20 protein-coding genes and 1 pseudogene are annotated in these 21,705 nt (G+C 34.6%); 8 read left to right on the forward strand and 13 right to left on the reverse strand.

The genetic code is table 11. From position 1 onward, the window contains the following. Positions 1–4 precede the first annotated feature (4 nt). The 4 genes from MKY02_RS11910 to MKY02_RS11925 all read right to left on the reverse strand — a co-directional run bounded on the left by MKY02_RS11910 (position 5) and on the right by MKY02_RS11925 (position 4,954). A complete protein-coding gene (locus tag MKY02_RS11910) occupies positions 5–1,009 on the reverse strand; it encodes an ABC transporter ATP-binding protein (RefSeq protein WP_076065081.1) in 1,005 nt (334 codons plus the stop codon). Further along, positions 996–1,994, reverse strand: coding sequence for an ABC transporter ATP-binding protein (locus MKY02_RS11915; RefSeq protein ID WP_038181280.1), 999 nt, complete (start codon positions 1,992–1,994; stop codon positions 996–998). The genes MKY02_RS11910 and MKY02_RS11915 overlap by 14 nt, the downstream gene beginning before the upstream one ends. Positions 1,995–2,357: 363 nt before the next feature. Then, on the reverse strand, positions 2,358–2,903 hold the full coding sequence (locus MKY02_RS11920) for a helix-turn-helix domain-containing protein (protein WP_076065082.1): 546 nt from the start codon (positions 2,901–2,903) through the stop codon (positions 2,358–2,360). Positions 2,904–3,337: 434 nt separating this feature from the next. Beyond that, a complete protein-coding gene (locus tag MKY02_RS11925; protein ID WP_076065083.1) occupies positions 3,338–4,954 on the reverse strand; it encodes an extracellular solute-binding protein in 1,617 nt (538 codons plus the stop codon). Positions 4,955–6,100: 1,146 nt separating this feature from the next. Here MKY02_RS11925 and MKY02_RS11930 point away from each other — a divergent pair. The 3 genes from MKY02_RS11930 (at position 6,101) to MKY02_RS11940 (ending at position 9,800) form a co-directional block, all read left to right on the forward strand. Further along, entirely contained in the window at positions 6,101–6,961 is an 861-nt protein-coding gene (locus tag MKY02_RS11930; RefSeq protein ID WP_076065084.1) for a metallophosphoesterase family protein, read from the forward strand. Between the two features lie 152 nt (positions 6,962–7,113). Further along, a complete protein-coding gene (locus tag MKY02_RS11935; protein ID WP_076065085.1) occupies positions 7,114–8,343 on the forward strand; it encodes an MFS transporter in 1,230 nt (409 codons plus the stop codon). A 1,031-nt stretch (positions 8,344–9,374) separates the two neighbouring features. Further along, complete coding sequence (locus tag MKY02_RS11940; RefSeq protein ID WP_038181268.1) at positions 9,375–9,800, forward strand: ferritin-like domain-containing protein; 426 nt, start codon at positions 9,375–9,377, stop codon at positions 9,798–9,800. 93 nt (positions 9,801–9,893) lie between these two features. On the opposite strand, the gene MKY02_RS11945 is transcribed toward MKY02_RS11940, so the two are convergent. Further along, positions 9,894–10,508 (reverse strand): histidine phosphatase family protein, encoded by a 615-nt coding sequence (locus tag MKY02_RS11945; RefSeq protein ID WP_038181265.1) that lies wholly within the window; start codon positions 10,506–10,508, stop codon positions 9,894–9,896. Between the two features lie 322 nt (positions 10,509–10,830). Between MKY02_RS11945 and MKY02_RS11950 the strand changes: the two genes are divergently transcribed. Continuing rightward, positions 10,831–11,364: a GNAT family N-acetyltransferase gene (locus tag MKY02_RS11950; RefSeq protein ID WP_038181263.1), complete on the forward strand. Its 534-nt coding sequence runs from the start codon at positions 10,831–10,833 to the stop codon at positions 11,362–11,364. A gap of 119 nt (positions 11,365–11,483) precedes the next feature. Here MKY02_RS11950 and MKY02_RS11955 read toward each other — a convergent pair whose 3' ends face one another. Further along, positions 11,484–12,314 carry a hypothetical protein gene (locus tag MKY02_RS11955; RefSeq protein WP_340711236.1) on the reverse strand — a complete coding sequence of 277 codons (831 nt, stop codon included), beginning with the start codon at positions 12,312–12,314 and terminating at the stop codon, positions 11,484–11,486. Between the two features lie 299 nt (positions 12,315–12,613). On the opposite strand from MKY02_RS11955, the gene MKY02_RS11960 reads away from it, so the two are divergent. Beyond that, positions 12,614–13,567 (forward strand): alpha/beta hydrolase, encoded by a 954-nt coding sequence (locus MKY02_RS11960; protein WP_038181254.1) that lies wholly within the window; start codon positions 12,614–12,616, stop codon positions 13,565–13,567. A 53-nt stretch (positions 13,568–13,620) separates the two neighbouring features. Here the strand turns inward: MKY02_RS11960 and MKY02_RS11965 are convergent, their stop codons facing one another. Then, complete coding sequence (locus MKY02_RS11965; RefSeq protein ID WP_244898243.1) at positions 13,621–14,154, reverse strand: DinB family protein; 534 nt, start codon at positions 14,152–14,154, stop codon at positions 13,621–13,623. Then, positions 14,134–14,601: pseudogene (locus MKY02_RS11970) on the reverse strand (AraC family transcriptional regulator); the annotation flags it as partial. The pseudogene MKY02_RS11970 and the gene MKY02_RS11965, both read right to left, overlap by 21 nt. Before the next feature lie 278 nt (positions 14,602–14,879). Between MKY02_RS11970 and MKY02_RS11975 the strand changes: the two are divergent. Continuing rightward, positions 14,880–16,268 carry a TldD/PmbA family protein gene (locus tag MKY02_RS11975; RefSeq protein WP_038181252.1) on the forward strand — a complete coding sequence of 463 codons (1,389 nt, stop codon included), beginning with the start codon at positions 14,880–14,882 and terminating at the stop codon, positions 16,266–16,268. A gap of 3 nt (positions 16,269–16,271) precedes the next feature. After that, positions 16,272–17,615, forward strand: a complete 1,344-nt coding sequence (locus MKY02_RS11980; RefSeq protein ID WP_038181249.1) for a TldD/PmbA family protein — start codon at positions 16,272–16,274, stop codon at positions 17,613–17,615. A gap of 80 nt (positions 17,616–17,695) precedes the next feature. Here MKY02_RS11980 and MKY02_RS11985 read toward each other — a convergent pair whose 3' ends face one another. From MKY02_RS11985 to MKY02_RS12005, 5 genes are read right to left on the reverse strand one after another with little or no spacing between them, the layout of a single operon-like run. Next, the gene (locus MKY02_RS11985; protein WP_038181238.1) at positions 17,696–18,121 is read right to left on the reverse strand and encodes an OsmC family protein; all 426 of its coding nucleotides are present in this window, start codon (positions 18,119–18,121) and stop codon (positions 17,696–17,698) included. A gap of 20 nt (positions 18,122–18,141) precedes the next feature. After that, a complete protein-coding gene (locus tag MKY02_RS11990; protein WP_038181234.1) occupies positions 18,142–18,888 on the reverse strand; it encodes an amino acid ABC transporter ATP-binding protein in 747 nt (248 codons plus the stop codon). A gap of 12 nt (positions 18,889–18,900) precedes the next feature. After that, positions 18,901–19,542 (reverse strand): amino acid ABC transporter permease, encoded by a 642-nt coding sequence (locus MKY02_RS11995; RefSeq protein WP_038181230.1) that lies wholly within the window; start codon positions 19,540–19,542, stop codon positions 18,901–18,903. A 9-nt stretch (positions 19,543–19,551) separates the two neighbouring features. Continuing rightward, positions 19,552–20,376 (reverse strand): substrate-binding periplasmic protein, encoded by an 825-nt coding sequence (locus MKY02_RS12000; RefSeq protein ID WP_038181228.1) that lies wholly within the window; start codon positions 20,374–20,376, stop codon positions 19,552–19,554. A gap of 18 nt (positions 20,377–20,394) precedes the next feature. Next, complete coding sequence (locus tag MKY02_RS12005) at positions 20,395–21,042, reverse strand: TetR/AcrR family transcriptional regulator (RefSeq protein WP_038181225.1); 648 nt, start codon at positions 21,040–21,042, stop codon at positions 20,395–20,397. Positions 21,043–21,269: 227 nt separating this feature from the next. Between MKY02_RS12005 and MKY02_RS12010 the strand changes: the two genes are divergently transcribed. Beyond that, positions 21,270–21,599: a DUF3889 domain-containing protein gene (locus MKY02_RS12010; protein WP_038181222.1), complete on the forward strand. Its 330-nt coding sequence runs from the start codon at positions 21,270–21,272 to the stop codon at positions 21,597–21,599. Positions 21,600–21,705 lie beyond the last annotated feature (106 nt).

Genomic DNA, 21,705 nt, shown 5'->3' on the forward strand with positions numbered 1-21,705 from the left:
AGTATTACGTTGTATGCAAATGACATGCTGCAAAGTGCTTACTACCTGTTTGAATAAAGTCAGGCTCCTGTGTTTTGCAAATATCCATTGCTACAGGGCATCTTGTATGGAACCGACATCCGGCAGGCGGATTAGATGGACTTGGAACATCTCCTGTAAGAATAATCTTCTCTCGATGTTCATCGCTAACATCTGGAACAGAGGAGAGGAGCGACTTTGTGTACGGATGTTGCGTTTTTTCATATAGTTCATCACGAGTAGTCAATTCAACAATTTTACCTAAATACATAACTGCGACTCGATCACTAATATGGTGTACCACGCTTAGATCATGGGAGATAAATAGATAAGTAAGGTTCAATTGTTTCTGTAGGTCCTCTAGTAAGTTAATTACCTGTGCTTGAATTGACACATCTAAAGCTGAGACAGGTTCGTCACACACTATAAGATCTGGATTTAGTGCCAATGCTCTAGCAATTCCAACTCTTTGTTTCTGACCTCCTGACATTTCATGAGGAAATCTATCGAGGAAGCGACTTGCTAGACCAACCACATCCATTAGTTCTTTAATTTTTGCTTCACCATTTTGTATTTTATGAATTTTGAATGGTTCTAGTAAAATTTGCTTAATGGTTCTACGTGGATTTAAGCAAGCAGATGGATCTTGAAAAATCAGTTGTGCCTTTTTGGCAAAATTTTTCCGTTTTGATTTTGAGAAATTTGTAATATCCTTGCCATTAAATAAAATTTCAGATCCCTGATCAGGTGTATATAGACCAAGTAACGTCCTACCTAATGTACTTTTACCACATCCACTTTCACCGACAAGACTAAATGTTTCACCCTTTTTTATCGTAAAAGAAACATCATCTACTGCTCTAAGTAAGCCTTTTTTTCCATCTGGACTTTTAATATGAAAGGTCTTTTTTAAGTGTGAAACTTCTAAAATGTTTTCTGTGCCAATGTGGTTTGATATCGCAGCTATACGATTCGATTTATTTTGTTGCATTTACATCATCACCCTTTTTAGATCCGTCATAAATAAAGCATTTTACTTCACGACCATCTTCTAGTTGAAATAATGGTGGAGCTTTCAATTTGCATTTCTCTGTTGCATATTTACAACGAGGATGAAAACTGCAACCACTTGGCATATTCAACGCATCAGGGACAGTGCCTTCAATCGCTTCAAGTCTTTCCACTTTACTAGAGATTTTAGGTATAGCATTAAGCAATCCTCTTGTATATGGATGAAGAGGATCAGTAAATACTAACTCAGTTGGACTTTTTTCAACAATTTGGCCAGTGTACATGACTACTACTTTCTCACACATTTCTTTCACGACACCCAAATCATGGGTGATCATAATAATACTCATATCTCTTTTTTTCTTCAGACTGTTCATTAAATCTAGAATTTGCGCTTGAATAGTAACATCTAATGCAGTAGTAGGCTCATCGGCAATTAATAGTTTGGTATTACAAGCTAAAGCGATAGCTATCATAATTCTTTGTCGCATACCACCAGACATTTGATGTGGATATTCATGAAATCGCTGCTCAGGAGAAGGGATTCCTACCATTCTTAGTAATTCAATTGCATGATTTTTTGCCTCTTGTTTACTTACATCTTTTTGGTGAATCAAGATTGGTTCCATAATTTGCTTGCCACAAGTATGTAAAGGATTAAGTGAGGTCATTGGCTCTTGGAATATCATTGATATAGAATTTCCTCTAATCTTCCGCATTTCATTAGGTGAGAGTTTTAACAAATCTAAGCCATCAAAATCAATATTTCCAGTGATTTCAGTGTTAGCATTTTGTAAAAGTCCCATTATAGTAAGGGAGGTAACACTTTTGCCGCTACCACTTTCACCAACGATTCCTAATGAACTACCTTGCGCTAGTTCAAAGTTTAGTTTATCTACTGCTTTGACAACACCCTGGCGTGACTTGAATTTAATCGTCAAATCCTCCACTCTTAGTAATGTCATCAGTTTCACCTCTTTCAAAAGTATTGTTAAAAATGATTGCTAAAGAATAGATATACTACAGATATAAATAAACTTATAATTCAGAAAATTTAACATACTAATCTATAGCACAAAATTTGACTTGGGGAACACCAAATTAACTATTGCTCGCAATCTTCCTTTAATTTTCGCCAAGTTTCTTGGATTGTCGAAAAATCAAATAATTTCTATAAGTGTTTTAATAAATCTTTAATAAATGGTTCCGTTCTGAAATTCTAACACCCATAGAGGAAATCAAATCTTAAAATCATTGGGTAGATCTTCCTTTTATTTGTTTACGGAAACCTTAAGTCTCTATGTGTTTAATTTATGAAATTTATTTGTTTAGTTAAAAATAACTGGAGTGATTACGGAAAGTAATATAGTTTCCTTATTAGTAGGATTTTCCCATATATGAGGAAGACTTGAAGGGAAATGTATTGCTTCTCCTTCACGCAGATAATATTCCGTCTGGTCAACAGTGAATAATACAGCCCCTTTTAGAACGTAATAAAACTCTTCACCCGGATGTTTAAATGGTTCATTTTCTTTTTGGTGAGGTTTTATTGTTACGAGAAATGGCTCTATTTTTCTATCTGTAAAATTATTGCTTAACCTAACATAAGTAGAATCAGAACTTTCTATTTTAAAAGGTTTTTGATCTTGCTTTTTCACTGCATAATTTAGATTTTCTGTCTCTTCGAAGAAATGAATCATCTTCACTCCAAATGCGTCAGCAATTTTTTTTAATGATGTGATAGCTAGTGATGATGTTCCTCTCTCAATTTGGGATAAGAAACTAACAGACAAATCTGTCTTTTCACTCAATTCCTTTAAAGTCATACCTTGTTCAAATCTTAATTGCTTTATTTTTTGAAAAATTTCTTCCATAACTTAATTCCTTTCTCTTAACAGAGGAATAATTACTGTATAACTGTAATTTATTATGATTTCACCTAAAATATTCTCAATATTCATAATATAATATTATTTAAAGATTCCTTTGCTATATAGTGTCACTCTTCTATTAAATTGATTAATGTCAAATTTAAAACGCATCCTAGGATGCGTTTCAGATTGTCAACTTATTGCCTAATACTAGTATCCTACAGGAGGTGCTGCTCGTATTAATTGCATTGTTCGAATGGGTCTTACACTATAAATTTGTTGAACAAAATTGATAGGTGATGTATAAATAGGAGCAATACTATAATAGATTCGATGATTTTAGTCTAAGATATCCAATATAATTCCCCAAATTTAAAACCCCGTATTTCCATAGTAAAACGCATACAAAGGAGAACCTCTGTATGCGTTCTTTCATTTTACTTTTCTTTTTGCATACGATCGTATGCTTCTTGAGAAACCTCAAGATAAGTTTGTAATCCCATCTTATCAAGTGATTTCTTGTATTCATCCCATTTACCGAAATCTTGTTTACCCGTAATAAAACCGGCTGTCATTTCATCTACATATGTTTGAACATCCGTAGTAATTGTACTAATCTTATCGTTTTCTTCCAATGTATAATTTAGCCCTGGAAGAATATCTTCATCTTTTATACGATATGGTCTCGCTTTCTCAGCATTAACTGCAGAGGCTTCTTTCCCTTCAGCACCTTGGAAATATTGCTTTCTTACGATTCCTGGATAATATCCACCTGGCCAGGTCAAGTATTCACTTACGGCCTGGTCTAAATTTTTTCCATCAGGATTGTTTGTAATACTATCTAAATACTTAACTGTCCCATCACCATTTTCTTCATATGTCACACCTTCGAAGCCCATAAAGAACATCTTATTGCCTTCTTCTCCATAAAAGTAATCCATCCAACGAACCATAGCTTCTGGATTTTTTGCTTTATCTGTTAAGACAAACATACCTAAGTTGCCAAGACCATTTGTCATTGCATTGTATGCACGCTCTCCTTTTGGCCCTTCAAGCACTGGCACACCAACATAACCATCTAGTTGAAGCAATGTTGCTGGGTCAATCTCACTTAGCATCCCATAGATCCCTTTAGACGATTCTGTAGAAAATTGCAAGGATTCAGTCGTGAATACATCTTTGTTAATTAAGCCTTCTGTATAAAGTTTGTTCAAGAATGTAAGTAATTCCTTGTACTCATCAGTAGCCGGTACAAATCGGAATTCTTTAGTACCTTCTTTAAAGTCGAGGTTTTTATTCATAGTCCCTTGTTTATTCAAACCATACGTTCCTCGTAAATAGTCAATGAATGGGGCAATACCGTCTCCTCCACCCCATCCTTGCTCATCTGCTTTTCCATTGCCATTCGGATCTTTTTCTTTAAATGCTTTTAATACTTTGTATAATTCATCAGGCGTTTCAGGTTCTTTTAACCCTACTTTGTCCAACCATTCTTGCATGATCCAAGGTGTCCCAATGTGTAAGGCTTCGAAATTCGGATCGTAAATCGCAGGGAAACCATAAATATTACCATCTGCCATAGTAATTCCTTTTCTCATCGACGGATATTCATCTAGTATTTTTTTAAAATTTGGCGCGTACTTATCGATATAGTCATTTAACGGTAAAAATACACCTTGTCGACCATATTTAATTAAATCCGTTTTTGGAAAAGCCGAAGCAAAATAAAATTCAGGATAATCGCCAGCTGCAAGCTTTAAGTTTCGCTTTTCAGACAATACCTCAGTAGAAACTGTTTCCCAGTTTACTTCAACGTTCGTCATTTTTTCATACTCTTCCCAAAGCATAAGTTTTCTCCAATCTTGTGAAGAAAAGCGCTTTGCAGCAAATCCATCAACCTCTATCTTTTCTTTCACAATTGGCATGCCCGTTTTATTTAAGTTACTTACATTTTCACTTTTACCATCTGCTCCCTCATTACTTGAACAAGCTCCTAAAATACTAGTCGTTAGTAATAAACTTGTTACGATACCTGCAAAATACCCCTTCTTCAATACAATCTCCCCCTCATTTAGCTCTTTTATTTGTTCCCCTTTGAATTTTCCATTCGTAACACCTTAGAAAAGGTAACATTGTAAAACCAGGTGCAACGAATGGGTTTGCAAGTTCACCAAAACAGTAGTACATTTTCTAGCACTTCTTCATTCTTGAGAAAAAATTTTCAAAAATTGCTATCATGATATCTGTTTGAACTTAAATATGTATGTGTCTAAGAAGTAAAAATGTTAGTATAATCTCTTTCACTAAAAAGAGAAAAATAACACTTAGCAAAATCAACATAAAGTATGTTTTGCTGTATCACCCGCAACATTGCAAACGTTTTCATTTAATGGATTATTGCACTCCTCACAACACTCATTTTCCACGTACCACTAACGGGTTGTAGGTACAAGTAAGAACAGCAAACACCCTAACCCTTAATAGTAATCTGAATATTATGACTACGGATAATATATAGTTAAATAAACCAAGTGTCAACATAATTTCCCAAATAACTAAATTAACATTTTATGCACCAGCAAAAGAATAACACTTCAGCTGGTATACCCTACAACCATATTACAAATAGCATTACAGCGTTAAATTATGTGTAACCTATACCTTTTGGTTCTTTCATAAATTACCTCAGAGAATGCTAAGAATCATATAGCGAGACATAATCGTAATTTTCATGTAGCAGTTTTAAATACTTATTATTAAAGATAATAAAGAAAGGGGCTTTATTGGATGTGGATCAGAAAACTATAGAAGTTAAAAACATATCCTACCTTTATTCTCCCTCAGCATTAAAATTGAATGGGTTGACACTACAACTTTTGGTGTTACTATTAAATTGAATATTCTAACTAATGAACTTTTGTCTTTTTGAAACTAAACAAACTGCGCATTTTAAATCAGTCTAACACTCCTGTCATTTATCATCCCTTCTTCAACCAGATTACTGATTCAACAGACTGCATTGTGAAAACGAAACTAGAAGATTTTGAAAGGATTTTTATTGAGTGGCTTTCTAAGTCTAAATCTATTTTTGAGTATTAGTTTCTAGTAATTAATACATAAGAGAGCTATATTCATTGATTAGTGATGAAGTCATTCATAGGAGCAAGATTGACAATTGATTATCAAGGAGGATACACACTATGAGTAGTAATAAACCTATATTTTCATTTTTTGTAATTAGTGATATTCAGCTTACTGAGCTTGATGTTGTGTCACAACAGAAACTTACTTCTGCTTTACAGGATATTCATGAAGTAGATCCCCAATTGGAGGCATTAATTATTAATGGGGATCTAATAAATAATGGCGAAAGTAAGAGCTATGAAATATTCAAAAAAATAATGGATGAAAATCCTCATCCAGAAAAGACATATTATACAATTGGTAATCACGAATTCTTCAAAAATGATGGAAATAATCCTTCTATTCAACGTTTTTTGGATTTCAGTAACCTTCAAAACGTATATGGCGATGTAATGATAAACGAATATCCTTTTCTTTTTTTAGGAACGGAAAGTTGGGGACCTGTCGGTAGCCCGACAAAAGATTCAGCTGTTTTAAGCGAACAACAGTTATGCTGGTTAGAAGACAAGGTCAACGCTTTAAAACAGGATAACAAACCTGTTTTCGTATTCCTTCATCAACCGCTACCCTTTTCAACATACGAAACGGATATAGAATATTATCAAAATGGTGTTATCCAAGATAAAGAAGTAAGAAATCACTTATCAGAATTGAAACACGCTTTTCTTTTTGCGGGACATTCACATTGGGATCTTCGCAACCCGAATATGTTAGTAGAGCAAGGTACAACTTTCGTTAGTACAGGAGCAATTTACAATACTTGGGGACCTGATGGAGAAGGCGGAGACACAGTAGTAAACTCAGATGGAAGTCAAGGACTGTATGTGCAAGTATTCGACGATAGCATTCGAATAACGGGACGTGACTTTGCGAATAAGCAATGGATTCAAGAATTTGACCATAAAATATTGTTATAAGTTAACTCTTCCATCAATGGTGAGCAATCTCCAAGATGGATAGTTGGTCCAAACGGGTTTTCACATTCCAACCCCCACTTCTATGTGGAGGTTGGAATGTGAGGATCACTGCCCGTAAACTGTTTTAATAAGAAAGAAGGTTATTACATCAAATGATTGAAAATGTACCTTCGAAGAAGCCTGTTATTGTTATCGCACTCGTAATGGCTGTTTGTTTATTGGGCAACGAAATGCTTTTCATTGTCCTTCCATTGTATTGGAAATTCTTTGGGTTAACAGCATTATGGCAGGTTGGCCTACTTTTATCTGTTAATCGTTTCATCAGGATTGTCATTAATTCATTAATTGCCTGGTTCTATCGTAAAGTAAACACCCGAATGGGGATATTGTTAGCAGTCATATTAGCTGTAATCTCTACTTTTTCTTATGGATATTTAAAAGGCATATGGTTTCTTCTCATAGCGAGGTGTTTATGGGGATTCTCATGGTCTTTGTTTCGTTTAGGCGGATATTTAACCATCATTACATATAGTACCGAGAATACAAGAGGTGAATATGTAGGACTATTTAATGGTCTTTGGGGGTTAGGTACGCTAATTGGGATGCTGTTTGGAGGAATACTAGCTGAGCAAATTGGCATTCAGTCAGTTACAACAGTGTTCTCAATTATAGGCGCTTGTAGCATTCCTTTTGTTTTGAAATATATTCCAAAAACAAAAGATGAAGAGGAACCGATGAATCAGGAGAAGAAAAAGCAACAAAGTATATGGAAAAATGAACGTATCGTATTATCGTTGGCTACAGGAATAATTATTTACTTTGTCATATTTGGTGTATTTAATTCTACTTTAAGTAATTTAATCGGTATGCAAATTAAGGAAAATCTATTAGTCCTCGGGTTATCTTTAGGCGCAGCATCACTTGCAGGAATATTCCAAGCAATAAGAACTGGATGGGAACCTTTTTTAGCTCCGTTATTGGGAAAATGGTCAGATCAAAAATGGGAAAGAAGCAAAGTCTTAGTCTTTGCCTTATTGATAGCAACTGTTTGTTTTTTCATTTTACCTTTGAAATTTTCTACTATACTATTTATCTTTTTTATTTTTGTGTTCCAATTAGCTATAACACTTTTAGTTACAATGAGTGATTCAATCGCGACTGATGTGGCGACTGGAAAGTCACAAATGACTGTCCTCTCTCTTTACACATTATCTTCAGATATAGGAGCGGCATTTGGTGCATTAATAGCCTTTATCATGATGGATTTTCTAGGTATTAGTTGGCTTTATTGGATTACTGGCTCACTACTACTAATACTTGCTTTCAAATGGATGCGTACTAATAAAAATGTGAACATCCGCGAAGATTTACTGGATGGATAGATTAATCAGAGTCAAATTTTAAGTGACCTATTCTCCCCTGTTTTATACAGACCAACAGAGGAGAATTTGTTTCAATTTTTTATGTACTCATTACCTTTATATGCAATTTAAATATAGTAATCATCTCAAATTGCTAACTTTTGAAAAGTCATCAAAACAATTTCGTAAAGTAACTTGCTTATTTACACTTCTCTTCTCATCGCTCCATGTCTAGATTTATCGACTTTATTTCCGCCTCCAAGATCCGTTGCATTTCATAAATACAATTAGATCCATCCCTCAATACATCCTTACCTACTTCTTGAAAGAAATATTATAAATTTTGTTTATCCACCATTCTTTAAGGTAATAATTAACTAACTATAGCCTTAATTAAAGGAGTGGGATTTTGAAGATTTTATTAGTCTTGTCTACCATAGTTTTACCTATTATTATGGTTTTTCTTCGGAATAAAAATAAGATGATCGTAATGCTTTTTAATATAATTGCAGTTGTTTCAACCATTATTTTTGGAAGTATCGCATCAACATCCATTTACCAAATCATCGTTGACAATGCTGTTTTTATGACTGCAATCCACAAGGTTTTTCTCAACCCTCTGTTCTTGATCAGTGGGGGGTACCTTGGCATATACATCATATATAGATTAATGATTCTTACATTGGATGAAAGATAAAATCTTCATCCTTTATCGTAACCTGATATGGCTTATGCTACATTTCTTATCTTAATCTAACTTCTTTCTATTCAAAACCCCGACTTCATTACTCAACAAGGCTGTTCTCCCCTTTTCTACACTTCCTATATTATCCGTATATCACATTTATCACCTATTGGATTTGTAATATGGATGCATATTTTTTAAAAAACTACAGCAAGAAAAGACCGAAATTCTAAGATTTATATCTGCTAAGCTAGATAAGCTCACGATTTAGATAAAGAAACTTGTCTTCTTTGCGCTATTATACACACTTGGGCTCGTAACATTCCCCTGTTACCTTACATAAAATATCCAACGAGGTGAATGGATATTGAATTATAATTCGTTACAACAACAATTACCGAACAAGTTAATAACTGATATTGCTAAAGCCATTGATGGGGAATTCACAGCTATTCGGTGTTATGAAGTATTGTCAAAACAGTCACCAAATAAAGAAATTCGAGACAGAATTTTGGAAATTAGAAGTGATGAAATGAGACATTTTCAAATTTTCTCACAAATATATTTTTCACTAACAGGGACACAGTACACTCCTAAAATGAATGTGAATTGTCCTACTAATTATCGAAGTGGCATTCTTCACGCCTTTAAAGATGAACAAGAAACTGTAGACTTTTATCATGAGGTTGCAAGAGAAGCTAATAATACATTTATACAGCAACAATTTATGCAAGCATCATTTGATGAACAAAATCACGCTGTTTGGTTTTTGTATTTTATGAACAATAGCTAATTGAAAAAGAGAGGCAATATTATTTGCCTCTCTTTTCTATTCATAAAAAAAAAAACTGCCAAAAACTCGCAGCTCTTCATACTACTATTTGTTTTAACCATTATATTTTAAATTGTTTAGATGCTCTAGGCGATTTGAAAATACGATATGCCTTTGATTATCTTTAATGGTCCATTCGTGTAAGCTCGTGTCTCCACAATGAAAAATTACATTTGTATCAAATGGTAGCTTTAAAAATGATTGATATAGTTTGTTTATCATTCCCCCATGACTAACAATCGCAATGGTTGCATCATCAGGATTTTCAGAAATGATTTTAGATAGTATCTTTTCTGCTCTATATCTAAAATCTAAAATGGACTCTTGTTCATAAACAGCATCATGAGGTGCTAGATCTATAACTAAAGGATACCTTTCTTCCGCTTCTTCTCTTGACAACCCCGCTATTAGCCCATTATTCCATTCCATTAAATCTTCATCAAACTCGATTTCAATTTGCTGTTTATTGCCCAATAATAAGGCTGTTTGAGTCGCTCTTTTCAGAGTACTACTATAAATTTTATCTAATTTATAATGATTGTTTACCCATTCTGATAAAAGTATCACTTGTTGTTGTCCAACTTCTGTCAGTTCAAAATCTGCTCTTCCTTCATGTACGTTTAGAATATCTGCTTCTGATTCTCCATGTCGAATAATCAATAGTCTCATATTTATTCCTCCAATATAGTTGTTTAAAATATTAAATCGGATATAAAAGTTAGCTGTAATTCCCTTTTATCTTACACTTATTCATATATGAAAATACATACAATTATGGAGAAATCAATTATATGTATCCAATTAAGAAACAATTGTTTTTTTATATTACCAAAGGTTGAAGTTACCATTATTATTAATTTAAAGGATTTTAGAAATATTTGTTGAATAAGAACATGTTATTCATTAAAGCTTGATAAGGATTTGTATTAGCCTTATGGGAATATTTAGAATGTTAGAAGAAATTTAAATAAAGAAAAAGGGGTGTAATAAGATGTTTCCTAAATTAGAGACAGAGAGATTACTATTAAAAGAAATAACAACGGATGATGCAGAAGATATTTTTGCTTATTTTTCTGATGACAATGTTACACGTTATTACGGACAAGATACTCTAAAAGATATAAAACAAGCAGAAAAATTCATCGACCTTTTTTCAAAAAACTATGCAGAAAAAAGAGGTATACGATGGGGTATTCAAAAAAAAGGATTCAAGGGCATAATTGGAACAATTGGCTTTCATGCTTGGTCGCCTAATCATAAACGAGCAGAAATAGGCTATGAAATTCACCCCGACCATTGGAGAAACGGGTATGCATTAGAAGCCTTATCTAAAATCCTTTCTTACGGTTTTGATGATATGAGTTTAACTCGTATAGGGGCTATTGTATTTGTTGATAATGTGGCCTCAAGTAAGTTACTTACTAAAGTTGGGTTTCAAAAAGAAGGCGTTCTTCGCGACTATATGTACCAAAATAATAAAGCTCATGATACATTCATATACTCAATACTTAAAAACCAAAAATAAATAGTGTTATTTAAGTATTGACGATTTCATTAAATTATTGGGTCTCTAAATGCCATAAAAAAATAGAGTTGATTCTCCTCATGGTAGAGTCAGCTCTATTTTTTACTTCTTATAATGATTTATTTTTCGAAAGAAGTTGCAATTTCTAAAGCTTTCATAGGATCTTTTACTTGATCAATAGTATACACGACTTTTTCTTTTTGCCAAGTAATTCTGTTACCTGAGCGCTCTACGTCGAGGTGAACGAGTCCATTTGGTTTCGGGATTGGGAGTGTGTTAGTTTCTAAGAATTTTGTTGCTTCTTTCGCTAATTTTACCCCCTGCTCCCCTTTCGTTGTTAGCGAGCGAGTATTAAGTGCCCATCTTCCTTCATTCCAACTTGTAAATACTGAACCAGCTCCAGCATCCTGATACCCTGTAATGCCGTAACCCAGATCCACTTCTTGTCCTCCGAGCTTGCTATAATCTTCAAATGCAATTTGTTCACTCGATTTTGTCAAATTAGCGTACTTTTTAACGTTTAATCGAGTAATCACAGATGCTTTTTGTTTATTTTTTAACGCCTTATTATTAATAGCTATCGGCTTATCACTTTCCATAAATACCACTTCATAATAATTAGCTGATGATTTAGTTGTTGCTGTTAAATGCTTTCCCTTAGATAAAGGTAATTTGCTTGGTAATATTTTAGATAAATCCGTTTTCAACTGTGTTTTGATTGCCTTCAATACTTCCTCTTCAGATAGAGCATTATTCGTTTTGACAACTTCATTTTCTGCAGTATCATTTTGTTCAATTTCACCATTATTGTTCTTATCCTTTACCTCTTGAACTTGAGTTTTACTTTCATTAGTCTCATCATTTGTTTTTACTTCTGCCTTATCATTAGAACAGGCAAATAGTAAATTGATAATAACAAGCAGAGATGACACTTTTCCTATTGCTTTCATTATTATCTTCCTCCCTTTAACGGATTAACTACTCTTTTATATGTTTTACCCTCAACTTCAACAACATAAACTTGTCGAGTTTTTGTCGTTTCCTATAGTATGAGAGATATTTTTATTTTAGCATTATTTAATAAATTTTTGTTGTATAGCTAGAATTGGCGAGTAAGTATGTCATTTCCTTATCCAAATGTTAAAGACCCGAATTACTTAAATATTAAAATAAAATGATTGATAGAATAAAGTATTGATATTTTTCATAGTAATCTATATCTCTCATTTATAGGAAGGGGCATTTTAATATGGCATTGAAACCAGAGGTAAAATTATTGCTAGAACAATTAGAACAATCAGGTACTTCACCAACTCACGAATTAAGTCCAGAAGAAGCACGAAACGGTATTGCTATAGAAGAATTAGCAGGTGAGCGTGTAGAGTTAGAGAGTGTTGTCAATCGAACTCTAGACACTAATGTTGGAGAAGTTCCTGTTCGAATATATACACCAATTAAAAGCGAAGAGGCTCTACCTGTCTTTGTTTATTACCATGGTGGGGGGTGGGTCATTGGCAACCTTGACTCAGTGGATAATCCTTGTCGCCAAATTGCTTCCGAGTCGCAATGTGTTGTCGTATCAGTTGACTACCGATTAGCTCCAGAAAATAAGTTTCCAGCAGCAATTGATGATAGCTATGCGGTAATCGAATGGTTAATAGATCATGCAAAAGAATTAAATATAGATGCTTCTAGAATTGCAGTTGGCGGTGATAGTGCTGGTGGCAATATCGCAGCTGTTGTATCATTGAAAGCACGAGATCTTGGTGTCAACAATATTATTCAACAAGTATTGGTATATCCTGTGACAGATTATAACTTAAAAACTACTTCTTATTTGGATTACGCAGATGGATACTTCTTAACAAAAGACACAATGCAATGGTTTTGGAATCATTATTTAAACAGTGACAGCGATGGAGAAAGTCCTTACGTCTCTCCTCTAAAAGCAACTAATTTAAAGGACTTACCACCTGCATTAGTTATAACCGCTGAATATGATCCTTTAAGAGATGAAGGTGAAGCCTATGCAAAAAAATTGCAAGAAGCAAACATTCCTGTACAACTAAAACGTTACGATGGTGTCATTCATGGTTTCTTCTGGATGGCTGGTCTGCTTGAAGAAGGTGTAGATGCTATTAAACTTGTATCAAGTACGCTTAGTAAAACATTTGAAATTACAACAAAAGATAGCCTAATATAAGCATTCTAAAAAAAGCAGGAGTTAAGCTGTTAGCACAGCTTAACTCCTGTTTCTTATTTCACCTGAAAATCTTCAGAGTACTTACTATTAAAAAATGCAATTATTTGCTTTTTGTGATGGTTATCATGCCAAATAAAACTACTAATATAGCTATACATTGAAAAAGGCGCACCTGAATCTGGGTCAACTTCATCTCCATTGATTTTAAATTGCACATAAAATTCAGCGTCAGATTTGCCTTTTAATTCGGCGACTAGACGCTCTCTGCCTTCTACAAATTGATCTATTAAGCTCATACCAAATATACCTGATAAAGCATAGTTAGACGCCTGATTATTCAATTCTTGAAAGTCTATACTATTAATATCAGCATTCTGTTTCATATTTGGTAGTATTTCTTCTAGTACATATTTATCCCAATATGCTAAGTGCCCAATAATTTCTGCTACAGACCATTTATCTTTTGCAATAGGTTTGAAAAAATCATTCTCAGAATGCTTTTTCAAGCTAATTACCCAATCCTGTGCTTGCTCAAATTCTGTAATTAATTCATCTTTAGATAACTTTTTCTTAATAGGTACATACAAATCGACTTTGCATTTCCCCTCAGGATCATCTAAAGGGTTATTCATACTAAATTCCAAGCTAATCTTATCAACTGCAACATAGTCACTTTGAGGTATCCAATCTCCAAAAACGGCTTGATAAGCGTTTGCTAATTTATCAGGTGTATCATAGAACTGGTATAGAGCATACAGTCCCCCTGTTATTGTTTTAAAATGTATTTCCGAGTGCTCTTCTTTTACAAAATCCTTTGGTAATGTAATACAAGCATCGTGTCTACACAATTCCGGAGCTACAAATTCAGGATTATCAATAGACAATCCTATATAGTTTTGAGTGGGTGGAAACAATCCATTCCTCGCTGCCCACTCCCCTAGTCTTCCCCAATGATCACTAGGTTCAAAATAACTTCCAAAATGCCTAATATAAGCTACCTCATAGTCTGGAAGATTTTTAATCATGATTTTCATTTTCTAATAACCTCCAAAAATTCAACTTAACATTAACTTCTATATTTAATATAAATACCCTTTTTTGTTAAGATGTTTTTTCAAATTAACGTTATATTGTCGTCAATCTATGTCTATTATAATTCTTCTTATTACTAATAAATCTCTAGTATCTTGACTTTACTAACTATGGTGATCAATAATGCTATTGAAAATTAATTTTAATTATACAAAAAATTCAATAAATACGAACCAAATATTACATATTACGCTATAATTTAGTAAAGGGGGCAAGGTAAATGATCAAACAATCTATTATTGAAAACGTGCTTAATGCGGCTCTTTCTACGGGGGGTGACTTCTCTGAAATATTCATTGAAGATAAGTATGTAAATAACATTGCATTACAAAGTAACAAAATAGAAAAAAGTATATCTGGTCGTGATTTTGGAATAGGTATACGTATTTTTTCTGGTCTTCAAAGTATTTACACATATACGAATGATATATCTGAAGAAGGCTTGTTACTCGCAGCTAAGCGGGCTGCACTTGCTATAAAAGGCGGCGGAACAGGTACGATTCACCCGCTCCAAAAAGAGATATTTAACCCAATTCATCAAATCGCACAAATGCCTCAAACTGTAGAACATGCAAGGAAAGCTTCTATTATGAGACAGGCAAATGAAATTGCTAGAAATTATGATGAACGCATTCGTCAAGTTGGTATACGCTATATGGACGAAGAACAAAACATCCTCATTGCCAACTCAGAAGGAAAGTTTGTGGAAGACACTCGTGTCCACAGTAGACTAGCCATTCAAGCAACTGCTTCAGAAGGCAATGAACTGCAAACTGGTTTCTACGGACCTGGTGCTCATGCCGGATTTGAATTTATGGAAAACCTAGATTTGACTCACTATGCAGGAGAAGCAGCACGTATAGCAGTAACAATGCTACATGCAGAAGAATGCCCTAGTGGGAAATTCCCAGTAATCATTGACAATGAATTTGGTGGCGTTATTTTCCATGAGGCTTGTGGACACGGACTAGAAGCCACAGCTGTCGCAAAAAACAATTCAGTGTTCGCAAATCGAGTTGGTGAAAGAGTTGCACCGGAAATCGTCACCTACATTGATGATGGCACCCTACCAAACGAATGGGGTTCACTTAATATTGATGATGAGGGTGAGAAAACAAGAAAAAATGTCTTAATTGAAAATGGTATTTTAAAAGGTTATTTAATTGATAAATTGAATGCACGTCGTATGAAAACTGAATCAACTGGCTCTTCACGCCGCCAGTCTTATCGCTTCAGTCCGACATCACGTATGACAAATACGTATATCGCTCCAGGTATATCAACACCAGAAGATATTATCGCTTCAACAGAGTATGGCATTTACGCAAAATATATGGGTGGAGGTCAAGTTAATCCAGCTACTGGTGACTACAACTTTGCAGTTGAAGAAGCATACATCGTCAAAGATGGAAAAATTACACACCCAGTACGGGGAGCAACACTTATAGGGAACGGAGCAAAAACATTACAGTTAGTTGATCGCGTTGGGAATAACCTTGCACACGGCGCAGGTATGTGTGGAGCGATGAGTGGCAGCCTCCCAGTTAATGTCGGCCAGCCTATGATTCGTGTCAGTGAAATTACTGTCGGTGGGACAAAGGGGGAATAAGTAATGAATATCACTGAATTCCAAGAAAAACTACTACAAAAAGCAATGGATGCCGGTTTCAAAGAAGCTGAAGTATTCTATGAAAAAGCTGAATCATTTCAATGTATGATTTTTGAAGGAGAAATTGATAGCTACGAAACATCTGTGGATGGTGGACTTAGTTTACGGGGTCTTTATAACGGTAAAATGGGTTATGCCTATACAGAAAAAACCGATGAGGATTCGATATCATTTTTAATAGACAATGCAAAAGCAAATGCAGACGTGCTTGATGAGGATGATGGAACTGATATTTTCGAAGGAAGTAATGAATATACAATCTATCAATCTTATAGTGAAGAGCTTGCGAATGTACAAATCTCTGAAAAGATAAAGTTAATAAAGTCTATTGAAGAGAAAATACGTGCATACGATCCGCGTATTGTAACACTCGACTATTGTGTACTTCATGATTTCTCAGGAGAACAATCATTAGCAAACAGTAAAGGTCTTTCATTAACAGAGAAAAAGAATGGACTTATCATATTCGTTTCAACAGTCGTTAAAGACGGCGAAGAAATGAAAACAGGTAGCTTCAGGAAAATGACTCGTGATTTCCAATCGCTCGATGCTGATGAAATTGCCAAAGAAGCTGCAGAAGAAGCATTATCTAATCTCGGTGAGAAATCCATTCCGTCTGGAAAATATCCTATAATAATGCGCCATAACGCGGCTGCTTCATTACTTTCAATATTTACGCCTATCTTCTCAGCAGAGAACGCGCAAAAAGATCAGTCACTTTTAAAAGGAAAAGTGGGAACACAAGTTGCATCAAATTTAGTGACAGTACTAAATGATCCATTCCACCCAGAGGCACTGTCTGGATCAAGTTTTGACGGAGAAGGTGTTGCTACAAAAAAACAAGCAATTATTTCAAATGGAACTCTTGAAACATTACTCCATAACAGGAAATCAGCAAAATTAGAAGGCTGCGAAACAACAGGAAATGCACATAAACCTTCTTACAAAAGCACGCTCTCTATCGCACCACAAAATATGTACATTGCAACAGGTGAAAGAACTTTAGATAACTTACTCGTATCAGTATCTGAAGGAATCCTTATTACAGACTTGTCTGGTCTTCATTCAGGCACGAATACAATTTCTGGAGATTTCTCCGTTGAGGCGACTGGTTTCCATATTAAAGAAGGTAAAATTGCTTCGCCAATTAAGCAAATGACCATTGCAGGTAACTTCTATGAATTGATGAAGGATATTGAGGAAACCTGTACAGACCTTTACTTCCTTCCAGACGGCTACGGTTCCCCTTCACTACTTGTTAAGGAACTTTCCGTTACAGTTGATTAATAAGCCAACCTAATATGTAGACAAAAAATCATTAAATACAAAAAAAGCTGCCTATATCCTAGGCAGCTCCTAAATAAATCTTATTCAGTTATCGCTACTTCCTCACCGTTCAACATTAAACGATAAGTAACTTCAGCTTTCAAAGAGGCAGAAACTGCACAATACTTCTCTTCTCCAAGCTTAATTGCACGTAAGACTTTTTTGGCATCTATATCGCCTTTTACATCAAATAATAAAGTTGCTGCTGTGAAAGCCGTTGGAAGTTCTTCACGTCGTTCACCATCTACTGTAATTTCGATAGAATCGATTTTATCTAAATGTGGTTTTAAAATCATTGTAACATCTATACCAATACAACCTGCTAAAGAACTAAGTAACATTTCAGTTGGTGTAGGGGCTTTACCTTCGCCTCCATAATTAGCAGTTGCATCCATTACCATTGGGTATCCTGTTGGCCCTACTGCTTCAAAGGCACGTCCACCTTGCCATTTTGCTTTTATTTGCATATTAATCAACCTTTCTTCTATTAAAATTCATTTACTTTTGCTAAAAATTTCTGAGCACGTTCTGTCGATGGTTGGGTAAAGAATACTTTTGGTTCTGCATCTTCGACAATTTGTCCATCTGCCATAAATAATATACGGTCTGCCACATCTCTAGCGAATTTCATTTCGTGTGTAACAATCACCATCGTCATACCCTCTTCAGCAAGTTCTTTCATTACTTGTAAAACCTCACCGACTAGTTCTGGATCCAGTGCAGATGTTGGTTCATCGAATAGCATGATTTTTGGTTCCATTGCAAGTGCTCTAGCAATGGCTACACGCTGTTGCTGACCTCCTGATAATCTTGAAGGATAAGCATCTTCTTTCTCTTGTAAGCCAACACGCTTTAATAATGCAGAAGCCATTTTTTCGGCTTGTTCTTTTGATTGTTTTTTCACGACTAGTAAAGCTTCCATAACATTTTCAATAACCGTTTTATGCGGATACAGATTGAACTGTTGAAATACCATTCCTGTATCTTGTCTAATGGAGTGAATTGTTTTTTGGCGAACCTTTTTCGAGTCTGTTGCTTGCAATAAATGATTATTAACAGTAACACTACCACCAGTGATAGTTTCGAGTCCGTTTAAGCAACGCAAAAACGTACTTTTCCCTGAACCACTTGGTCCAATAACAGCAACAACTTGATGGGCAGGAATCGTCAATGAAATGTGCTTTAAGACTTCATTTTGATCGAAGCTCTTTGACAAGTCTTTTATTTGTAACATTACGTTCCCCCCTTAATAGACCGATAATCTTTTTTCGATTTTATTTAATATAAATGTAAAGACTGTACTCATAATCCAGTACATCAATCCAATTGCTAAATAGAACGGCATATATACATAATACTGTGCTACAAGTAGCTGAGCAGAACGCATAAGTTCCGTTACCGCAATGACTGAAACTAAAGATGTTTCTTTTAACATACCAACAAATGTGTTACCAAGTGGTGGAATGGCATAGCGAATCGCTTGTGGAATAACTACACGACGCATGGCCTGTGCTTCAGTCATCCCTGTTGCTAGCGCCGCTTCTGTTTGGCCAGTTGGTACAGATTGAATTGCACCACGGAATGCTTCAGAAACATAGGCACCAATATTAATACTTAAAGCAATATAAGCAGCTGTTAAAGAATCTAATTCAACCCCATAATCTACAAGCCCATAATAGACGATGACTATTTGAACAAGTGGTGGTGTTCCTCGAATAATCGATACGTAAACTCTCGCAATTCCGCGGAAGAAACGATTGCCCTTAATGCGAGCAATCGCCGTTATTAAACCGATTATTAAGCCAAAGAACATTGATACCACTGTAATTAATAGTGTATAATAAGCACCTTTTAGTAAAAAAGGAAGATTATCAATAACTATATCCATCTAAACTTCCTACTTTCCTAAATCTGCTTTTGGTTCTTCATCAAACCATTTTACGAAGATTTCTTTATATGTTCCATCTTTTTTCATATCAGCCAATGCCTTATTCATCGCTTCAACTAATTCTTTATTACCTTTTTTCACTGCAACTGCTGCTTGATCAGATTTGATTGGCTCACCGACAGCTTTCACTTTAAAACCATTCTTTTCAATGATTGGTTTTAATGCATATACATTATTAATTGTTGCGTCTACACGGCCTGCTTCTAAATCTTTTAACGTTGTGATGACATCATCATATGTGTTAATTTTGAAGTCTCCGACTTTTGGCATTAATTCATTTCGTAAAAATGCTTCGTCATTCGTACCGAGACCAACACCGATTTTTTTACCTTTGAAATCTTCTACTGCCTTAATAGAAGTATTATCCTCTTTCACAATAACTTTCACATCATTTGTAATATATGGTGCAGTAAAATCAACTTGTTTTTCACGATCTGGTGTAATCGTTACTTGACTTAGTAAAGCATCGAATTTTCCTTTTTGTAATCCTGGTATTAATCCCGAAAAATCTTGTGCTACAAATTTTGCTTTTACATCTAAGCGTTTTGCCAATTCTTTTGCAATATCGACATCAAAACCATCATATTCTTTATCTGAATTCATGAAATTATAAGGTGCATACGTTCCCATAATCCCTACTGTCATTTCACCTTTTTCTTGAATTGCGCTTAATGTATTGTTATTACTTTCTTTTTTTGTCTCACTATTGCCACATGCACCTAAAATAAGTGCCGCTGTTGCAGCTAAAGCGAAGAAAATTTTACCTTTTTTCATTATGTTTTCCTCCTTTGATTACATACCAAACAGTCCAAAAAATTCAAATTGAACGGTCTTTTCAACAAGCTGCTCTAACTCTAATTGTTGCCATTCCTCATTTTCAGATTGAAATAACCATCTTGACAATACGCCTTCCAACAAGCTCATAACAAAAACTGAATGTAATACGGGATCTACTGGACGTGGTAACATTTTCAAGGCAGAAGCTCTTCGAATATTATTTGCAAAAGCTTCTTGCATCTCTTTTTTTATCAACTCAACTTGCTGTTGCAAAATCGGTTGAGAATGGATTCCTTTAAGTAGGATTCCCATAAAATATCGATTTTTCCCCGCAAAGTGAAAAAGTTGTTCAAAAAGATTTCTTGATGATATGTATGCATCTTGAACAGAAGCTTTTTCTACTCTATACCCCATTGATATTGTATGTAAAATTGCTAACCGTCCATCGTTCAACATTTCACTAGCAATCATTTCCTTACTTTTGAAATACCAATAAAATGTTCCCTGGGATACATTAGCTTTTGCAACAATGTCAGAAATCTTTGTGTTATCGTAGCCTTGTGTTGCGAACATTTCTAAAGCAATCGAAAGTAGCTGTTGTTTACGTTCTTGTTTGCGTTTATCTTGTGTTTGAATGTTAGTCAACTCCCTCGACTGATCCATCAGTCAATTAAATCCTATAAGATTACTAAGTTTTAGTCAACTATTATTACTTAAATTATCTAGTTTTTTTATATTTTTTATTTCCCTCTAAGTATTACTTTCATTTCCCTCATAGTTTGTCCATTTATTTGTTGTCTAAAGCTAAAAAGTTTTTCAAAAAATAATACTAAATACAGAATGCTTTTAAGCAAATTACTCATTCTATAATAAAGGAGATGAGTTCAAATATGCGTAAAACGTTTATTGCACTTGGAATTTTTATTATTGCTAATTCAACACCAATACATACACTAAATAGCGCTCATGCGCAACAAGATGTTCCAACATACGTTAAGTGGGGAAAGCTCGCTTTAATAGAGACTCATTCAAAATATCCCAATGCAAAAATAATTGACTACCTTCATCAAGGTAGAGAATCGAAAAAAGATACAACAATTGAAAAGTTTAAGTTATGGTTAAAAGAGGGAAACAGAGAGTTCGGTGTTTTTGTAAAAATTGAGTTTACTACCGATACAGAAAAAGTAGTTAAAATTGAACTTCAAGAAACTTCTAAATAAGCCATCACAGTAGAGTCAAATACGCTTTATAGTTCTTCTTTCTTATAGAAAATTGTTAGATCATTCTTTAGTTTCGTTTTTAAATACATTTTGTTCTATTCTAGTT

The sequence above is a fragment of the Viridibacillus sp. FSL R5-0888 genome (genome assembly GCF_038009105.1).
Lineage (GTDB): Bacteria > Bacillota > Bacilli > Bacillales_A > Planococcaceae > Viridibacillus > Viridibacillus arenosi.